Origin of the sequence: Bradyrhizobium jicamae (genome assembly GCF_001440395.1) — a bacterium.
In the GTDB taxonomy this organism is placed as follows: domain Bacteria; phylum Pseudomonadota; class Alphaproteobacteria; order Rhizobiales; family Xanthobacteraceae; genus Bradyrhizobium; species Bradyrhizobium jicamae.
On the sequence record NZ_LLXZ01000152.1, the window covers coordinates 1 to 311 of the forward strand.

General features: G+C 71.1%; 1 pseudogene. It reads left to right on the forward strand.

Features of this window, described 5'->3' with window-relative positions:
• Window positions 1-311: pseudogene (locus tag CQ12_RS45205) on the forward strand (TetR family transcriptional regulator); the annotation flags it as partial.

The following is a 311-nucleotide window of genomic DNA, read 5'->3' on the forward strand; positions in this document are numbered from 1 at the left end:
GCCGGGGGCGCCGTTCCGGCATTTTTCGAGCCGCGACGCCCTGATGCAGGCGGTGGCGGAGGAGGCGCAGCGCCGGTTCCGCGCCGAGATCGAGGCGGCGCTGGCCGCGGCGCCGGGGGGCGATCCGCTCGGCCGCTTTCGCTGCCTCGGGCTCGCGTACCTGCGCTGGGCGATGCGCAACCCGACCCATTTCGAGATCATTTCCAGCCGCCGTTTTTTCGACCATGACCGGGCGGTCTCGATCTCCAGCGACAATGCCGAGCTGATCGGGCTGACCGAGCGGACACTGGCCGAGGCTTTTGCGGCGGGGG